This is a genomic window from Bacillus sp. JJ1609 (assembly GCF_036967045.1).
In the GTDB taxonomy this organism is placed as follows: Bacteria; Bacillota; Bacilli; order Bacillales; family Cytobacillaceae; genus Mesobacillus.
In genome coordinates this window covers 70,643-77,966 of record NZ_JBALSS010000008.1, presented here as the reverse complement: position 1 = coordinate 77,966, position 7,324 = coordinate 70,643, and the positions used below count along the sequence as shown (strand labels likewise).

Sequence of the window (7,324 nt, the reverse complement as noted above, 5' to 3'; positions counted from 1 at the left end):
CTTGTTTAACAGAGCTAAAAACATAGAAAGAGAAAGGGGAATATAGGATGAAAGAGCAATCCTATCAAACCAACCACCGCAGAATAGCAGCAGCCCTTTCGATCGTTCCAGGGCTTGGACAGCTGTACAACAAACAGTATTTAAAAGGGATCGCTTTTCTTATTTTAACAGGGGCATTCTTCGGAGTTTTCTCTGATCTGCTTAACATGGGATTATGGGGGCTATTCACACTTGGAGAACAAACACCTCGTGACCATTCAATCTTCTTGCTTGTAGAAGGGATTTTGGCTGTCATTGTCCTGGTTTTTGGAATCGGTTTCTATCTATTTAACTTGAATGATGCGTATAAGACCGGTTTGAAAAGGGACATGGGCTTACACCTAAGTACCCTAAAGGAGCAATACAATAACCTAGTGGACAATGGATTCCCGTATTTGATCATGTCACCTGGATTCCTCTTGCTCATTTTCGTTGTTGTTTTTCCAATCATATTTGTGGTCTTGCTTGCATTCACAAACTATGACCTTTACCATTCTCCGCCTGCGAAGCTCGTAGACTGGGTGGGACTTAAGAACTTTTTTGACCTGTTCCAATTGGAATCATGGCGTCAAACATTCTTCTCTGTACTTTCTTGGACCATCATTTGGACATTTGTCGCAACAACATTCCAGGTTGCGCTTGGCATGTTCCTGGCGATCCTTGTAAATCAAAAGGATGTAAAAGGGAAAGCGATCATCCGTACAGTATTCATTCTTCCTTGGGCAGTTCCAGCTTTCGTTTCGATTCTTGTTTTTGCTGGTATGTTCAATGAATCATTCGGTGCCATCAACCGTGATATCCTTGGATTCTTTGGGATTGATCCAATTCCTTGGATGACTGAAGCTATGTATACAAAAATCGCGTTGATTTTGATTCAGACATGGCTGGGATTCCCGTTTATTTTTGCAATGACGACAGGGGTACTCCAATCCATCCCTGAAGAACTTTATGAAGCAGCAACTGTGGACGGAGCAACAAATTTCCAAAAGTTCAAGAGCATTACTTTGCCGCTGGTGCTATTTGCGACAGCGCCAATCCTGATTACCCAATACACTTTTAACTTTAACAACTTTAATATTATTTATCTCTTTAATGGCGGGGGCCCTGCAGTGCCGAGTGCTAACGCTGGTGGAACAGATATTTTGATTTCGTGGATTTACAGCCTCACCATGACATCTGCACAATATTCTAAAGCTGCCGCTATCACGATGCTGTTATCACTGATCGTTATCGGGGTAGCTTTATGGCAGTTCAAGAGAACGAAATCATTCCAAGAAGAGGATATGATGTAATATGAGTATAAAAAGACAGAAGTATATCAGACTGACTCTAACGTATCTTGTGATTTTGGCAATGTTTGCGATCATTATCTATCCGCTTCTTTGGATTGTTGGTTCATCCTTCAATCCAGGACAAAGTTTATCCGGATCGAACATCATCCCTGAAAATGCGACGCTCTCCCATTATAAAGAGCTTTTCGACACTAGTAAGAGCAACTATTTATACTGGTACTGGAACTCACTGAAGGTAAGCGTTTTGACAATGGTATTCACAGTAATCCTAGTCAGCTTGACTGCCTATTCTTTCTCACGGTACCGTTTCATTGGACGCAAAAACAGTTTGATGACCTTCTTGATTCTGCAAATGATTCCTAACTTTGCAGCATTGATTGCCATTTTTATTCTAGCCCTGCTTACAGGCTTATTGGATTCTCATTTTGGTTTGATCCTTGTATACGTCGGAGGAGCCATTCCGATGAATACCTGGTTGATGAAAGGTTATCTTGACACAATTCCGAAGGAGCTTGATGAGTCAGCCAAAATGGATGGCGCAGGCCACTTAAGAATCTTTTTCCAAATCGTTATGCCACTTGCGACACCAATTATTGCAGTCATTGCATTGTTCTCCTTCATCGCTCCATTTGGCGACTTTATCCTTGCTACGGTGCTGTTAAGGACAGAAAGTAAATATACTTTGGCTGTAGGATTATACGATTTGGTAGCGAAGCAATTCGGTGCGGAATTCACAACTTTCGCGGCTGGTGCTGTTTTAATCGCTGTACCAATCGCAATCTTGTTCCTGTCATTCCAGAAATACTTTGTATCAGGTTTGACGGCTGGCGGAACAAAAGGATAATCTATTAGGGCACACACTTTTAAGCAAAGGCCATATTTGGCCTTTGCTTAAATTATGAGGAGGAACAAGGATGAAAAAAAGATTAACAACCTTCATCTTATTTATGTTTCTTCTTTTTTCCGCCCTACCTGTAGGAGCCGTTGAAAAAGAAGGACGCAAGTGGCAGGATGAAACAATCTACTTTTTAATGGTGGACCGTTTTAATAACGGTGACAATAGCAATGATTTCAACGTGGATATGCAGGACCCAAAAGCATACCATGGTGGAGACTTTCAAGGGATTATCGATCGATTGGATTACATAAAGGATATGGGTTTCACCGCTATCTGGCTGACACCAGTTTTTGATAATGCCGATAAAGGCTACCATGGTTATTGGATCAAAGATTTCTATAAGACAGAAGAACATTTTGGAAGCGTTGACAAGTTCAAAGAACTAGTAAAGGAAGCCCATAAGCGTGACATCAAGATTATCCTAGATTTTGTCGTTAACCATGTGGCTCCTGATCATGAATGGGTCAATGATCCAGCTAAGAAAAACTGGTTCCATGAGAAACGGGATATTATTGACTGGAACGACCAGAACCAGATGGAAAACAACTGGCTGTATGGTTTGCCTGACCTGGCGCAGGAAAATCCGGAAACGAGAAAATATTTGCTTGATGCAGCGAAATGGTGGATTGAAGAAACGGATATCGATGGTTACAGGCTGGACACAGTCCGCCATGTTCCAGTTGATTTTTGGTCAGAGTTTTCGAAGGAAGTAAAAAGTGTGAAGAAAGATTTTTATTTAATCGGGGAGGTATGGTCATCCGATCCGAATTACATTGCGAAATATGACAAGGCAGGTATAGACGGTTTTGTCGATTACCCGTTGAATGACCAGCTCAGAACGGCGTTTGCCAAACCTGACCAGACTTTGGACTGGCTTTTTACGACCGCGAAAAGAAACGAAGTAATCTATGAAAATCCTGAACTGATGGGTAACTTCATGGATAATCATGACACAGCGAGGTTTACACAGGACGCTGTCCAGAACAGGCAGCATCCGGGTACAAGATGGAAAATGGCTTTATCTTATTTGTATACGGCTCCGGGAATTCCAATTGTTTATTATGGAAGTGAAATTGCCATGAATGGCGGGAATGACCCAGACAATCGCAGGCAAATGAGCTTTAGAGCAGATAAAGAGTTAATCGATTACATCACCAAAATTGGCGAACTTCGAAACCAGCTGCCATCGCTAACGCGCGGTGATTTTGAAATGCTATATGAAAAGAAAGGCATGGCTGTATTTAAGCGTACTTATAAAGACGAAACCTCAGTCATTGCGATCAATAATACATCCAATACTCAAAATATCACTCTGACAGCCGACCAATTGGCAGATGACCAGGAGTTAAGAGGCCTGCTTGCAAATGACTTAGTCAGAAGCAAGGATGGAGAATACAAGCTGTCAATCGATCGTGAAAAAGCTGAGATTTACGTACTGGCAGAAAAGACCGGATTGAATATTCCGTATATGGTTGCGATGGGCACTGTATATGCAGCCTTCATTATCTTCTTTTTTATGCTATTAAGAAGGGCGAGAAGGAAGAACTCCTAAAAATAAGGAGGTTTAAGCAAAATGCTAGAGGATACAAGTTTTGCAATCCGCCCTGATCAAGGGATGAACGAAGAAAAAAACCCCTTTCAGGACATAGGCAATGCAAAAAATATCAGAAAGACAGGGAATGGAATTAAGATTTCTGCTGATAATGGAGAACTTGCCGTCGTATTTTACAGGGATGACATCATCAGGTTTGTATTCCAGCCTTTAAAAGAAGTAATGCTGGACAGCAGTCCTGCGCTAGTGCTGGCACCCGAAAATAGCGAAGTAAAGCTAAACGATGAAAAAAATGCATTCATATTGGAAGCACCAAAATTAACGGTACTTATAACAAAAACACCGATCAGGATTACCGTTATGGATTCACAAAGGCGGATCCTATTCCAGCAAAAGGAAAAAGGCATTGGGTTTAAGCCAACTGGTGAAGTGATTTGTCATAGCACCCGTAACCATGAAGATCATTTTTATGGTCTTGGTGAGAAAACCGGCTATCTCGATAAGCGCGGCGAAAAGCTGACGATGTGGAATACAGATGTATATGCTCCTCATAACCCGGAAACCGATGCGTTATATCAATCACATCCATACTTCATGGTATTGAGGAATGGGGCAGCCCAGGGGATCCATTTTGACAATACATTCAAGTCTACTTTCGACTTCCGTTCCGAAGCAGATGTGTATTCATTTGGTGCTGAAGGAGGAAAAGTTGATTTTTATGTAATGGCCGGTCCTGGACCCAAAGATGTCCTAGAGCAATATACAGCGTTAACGGGCAGGGCGCCGATTCCGCCGAAATGGGCAATCGGCTATCACCAGTCAAGGTACAGCTATGAATCAGAACAAGAAGTGCGCGAGCTGGCAGCGATTTTCAAAGAGAAGAAAATTCCTTTGGATGCCGTTTATCTTGATATCCATTACATGAACGAATACAGAGTCTTTACGTTTGACCGAGAAAGATTCCCTGAACCAGAAAATCTCGTAAGTGATTTAAAGGAACAAGGCATCAGGATCATTCCTATAGTTGATCCTGGTGTCAAGGAAGATCCTGAGTATCCCATTTACCAGGAGGGCATATACGGAGACCATTTCTGTAAATACATTGAAGGCAGCCTCTATTTTGGGGATGTCTGGCCTGGCAATAGTGCATTTCCTGATTTCACGAGCAGCAAAGCACGTGAATGGTGGGGCGAAAAGCATAAATATTATACCGATCTGGGCATCGAAGGAATTTGGAACGATATGAATGAGCCATCTGTTTTCAACGAGTCAAAAACGATGGATCTGAAAGTTATGCACAAGAATGACGGCAATCCTAAGACACACCGTGAACTCCATAATGTATACGGTTTGTTAATGGGCGAGGCAACATATGACGGAATGAAAAAGCAGCTTGGCGGCAAGCGTCCATTTTTGCTGACCAGGGCAGGATTTTCAGGTGTCCAGAGATATGCGGCTGTTTGGACGGGGGATAATCGCAGTTTCTGGGAACACTTGCAATTATCAATTCCAATGGTAATGAACCTGGGCTTGTCAGGTATTCCATTTGCAGGACCGGATGTAGGCGGCTTTGCGCATGATTCGAACGGAGAGCTTTTGGCAAGGTGGAGCCAGGTTGGCGCTTTCACGCCATATTTTCGGAATCACAGTGCCATTGGAACACTTCGCCAGGAGCCATGGTCATTCGGTGAAAAATATGAACAAATCATAAAAAAATATATCGAGCTTCGCTATCAATGGCTGCCACAGCTTTATACTCTATTTGCCGAAGCCTGGCAAAAAGGTGTACCTGTGATGAGACCATTAATGCTCGAATATCCAGAAGACCAAAATACATTCAATCTTTCCGACCAGTTCATGCTAGGGAACAATATCATAGTAGCCCCAATCATGCAGCCATCAGCTGAACATCGTGCTGTGTATCTTCCCGAAGGTGAGTGGGTTGATTACTGGACTGACGAAGTGTATGTTGGCGGAAGTCACCATTTAGTCCATGCTCCACTTGAAGTTTTGCCGATTTTTATTAAAAAAGGCACGGTCATTGCATTAGGTGAAGTGAGGCATTCAACCGCAGCAGCAGACTCAAAGCGGATCTTACATTACTACTATCAGCCAGATAGTACTTCAACCTTCAAAATGTATGATGATGACGGTACAACTTTTGCTTATGAGAGCGGTGAGTATTGCCTGAAAACTTTTGAGATCAAGGCTATGAATAGCGAGATTTCTTTAAAGATTTTAACCGAGGGAAGATATGAGCCTGAGTGGCAGGAAGTCGATATCATCCTTCACGATGCGCCAGAACTTACCACCGTTGATGTTAATGGGGAAATGAAGAACGTCGAAAAAAATACGGAAAAAACCTGTACAATTCATTTATAATAAAGATAAGGATTTTTTCTGGCCAGAGGGAGGGGATCTTATGGCTGTCACAATAAAAGATGTTGCAAAGGTTGCCAATGTCGCACCTTCAACTGTCTCGCGTGTAATCGCCAACAGTCCAAGAATTAGCGAAAAAACGAAAGAAAGAGTCAGAGAGGTAATGGACCAGCTTGGGTATCATCCAAACTTTATTGCCAGAAGCCTTGCAAGCCAATCGACACGGGCAATCGGGCTGGTTATGCCTAGCTCTACAGATGTCGTTTTCCAAAACCCATTCTTTCCGACTGTATTGTCCGGCTTAAGTGAGGGCGCACATTCAAAGCAATACGCCTTGCATATGACAACAGGGAAAACAGAAGATGAAATATTCGACGGGGTCGTTGCGATGGTCCAGGGAGGAAGAGTGGATGGAGTCGTCCTCCTCTATTCTAAGGTTGAGGACAGAGTCATTGCCTACCTAAGGGAGAGGGATTTTCCGTTTGTAGTAATCGGCAAACCCTTTAAGGATGACGAGAATATCAGCTATGTCGATAACGATAACTTTAAGGCAGGCAAAGAAGTTACAGAGCATTTAATCCAGCTTGGCCATGACCGAATAGGCTTTATCGGTGGTAACCTTGATTTAGTCGTTACCGTTGAACGATTGTTAGGTTATGAAAAAGCTTTGAGGAACTCTGGAATATCCCTTATCGATGAGTATATCGTCAATGACGAGTTCCTGCGAGAAAGCGGGCAGGATGCTGTTAAGGTATTGCTGTCGCTAGAGAAGCCGCCAACCGCGATGGTCGTTGCCGATGATCTGATGGCACTGGGAGTATTGAATAAATTAGATGAATTGGGCATTTCTGTCCCTGATGATATTTCGATTGTCAGCTTTAACAATGTATTGATAGCCGAAATGGCTCGTCCACCGTTAACATCGGTAGATATCAATATTTTTGACCTTGGATACCAGGCTACCAAAAGCCTGATTCAAAAGATTGAAAACCCAGGTGAACCAATAAAAAGGATTATCGTTCCTTTTAAAATCGTACCAAGATTTTCATGCGGCCAGCCTAAAGATAATAAACAAATTATGTTGTAATAAGAAAAGCAAAGCAGCGATGCTTTGCTTTTTCTTTTACAAAATAAGAAAGAAAATGCACTTCGAGAAATGTCCAG

5 protein-coding genes are annotated in these 7,324 nt (G+C 42.4%); all 5 read left to right on the top strand.

The genetic code is table 11. The annotated features are described in order from the left end of the window. Positions 1-47: 47 nt before the first annotated feature. Complete coding sequence (locus V7654_RS09150) at positions 48-1,331, top strand: sugar ABC transporter permease (RefSeq protein WP_335430040.1); 1,284 nt, start codon at positions 48-50, stop codon at positions 1,329-1,331. Between the two features lies 1 nt (position 1,332). Beyond that, positions 1,333-2,175: a sugar ABC transporter permease gene (locus V7654_RS09145; protein ID WP_335430039.1), complete on the top strand. Its 843-nt coding sequence runs from the start codon at positions 1,333-1,335 to the stop codon at positions 2,173-2,175. Between the two features lie 70 nt (positions 2,176-2,245). After that, positions 2,246-3,781 (top strand): alpha-amylase family glycosyl hydrolase, encoded by a 1,536-nt coding sequence (locus V7654_RS09140; RefSeq protein ID WP_335430038.1) that lies wholly within the window; start codon positions 2,246-2,248, stop codon positions 3,779-3,781. A 21-nt stretch (positions 3,782-3,802) separates the two neighbouring features. Then, positions 3,803-6,163, top strand: coding sequence for a glycoside hydrolase family 31 protein (locus tag V7654_RS09135; RefSeq protein WP_335430037.1), 2,361 nt, complete (start codon positions 3,803-3,805; stop codon positions 6,161-6,163). 40 nt (positions 6,164-6,203) lie between these two features. Next, positions 6,204-7,247 (top strand): LacI family DNA-binding transcriptional regulator, encoded by a 1,044-nt coding sequence (locus V7654_RS09130; protein ID WP_335430036.1) that lies wholly within the window; start codon positions 6,204-6,206, stop codon positions 7,245-7,247. The last annotated feature ends 77 nt before the right edge of the window (positions 7,248-7,324 follow it).

Excerpts from the sequence above, each read along its gene's own strand:
- V7654_RS09150 (WP_335430040.1), top strand. The coding sequence starts at position 48 with ATGAAAGAGCAATCCTATCAAACCAACCACCGCAGAATAGCAGCAGCC.
- V7654_RS09145 (WP_335430039.1), top strand. The coding sequence starts at position 1,333 with ATGAGTATAAAAAGACAGAAGTATATCAGACTGACTCTAACGTATCTT.
- V7654_RS09140 (WP_335430038.1), top strand. The coding sequence starts at position 2,246 with ATGAAAAAAAGATTAACAACCTTCATCTTATTTATGTTTCTTCTTTTT.
- V7654_RS09135 (WP_335430037.1), top strand. The coding sequence starts at position 3,803 with ATGCTAGAGGATACAAGTTTTGCAATCCGCCCTGATCAAGGGATGAAC.
- V7654_RS09130 (WP_335430036.1), top strand. The coding sequence starts at position 6,204 with ATGGCTGTCACAATAAAAGATGTTGCAAAGGTTGCCAATGTCGCACCT.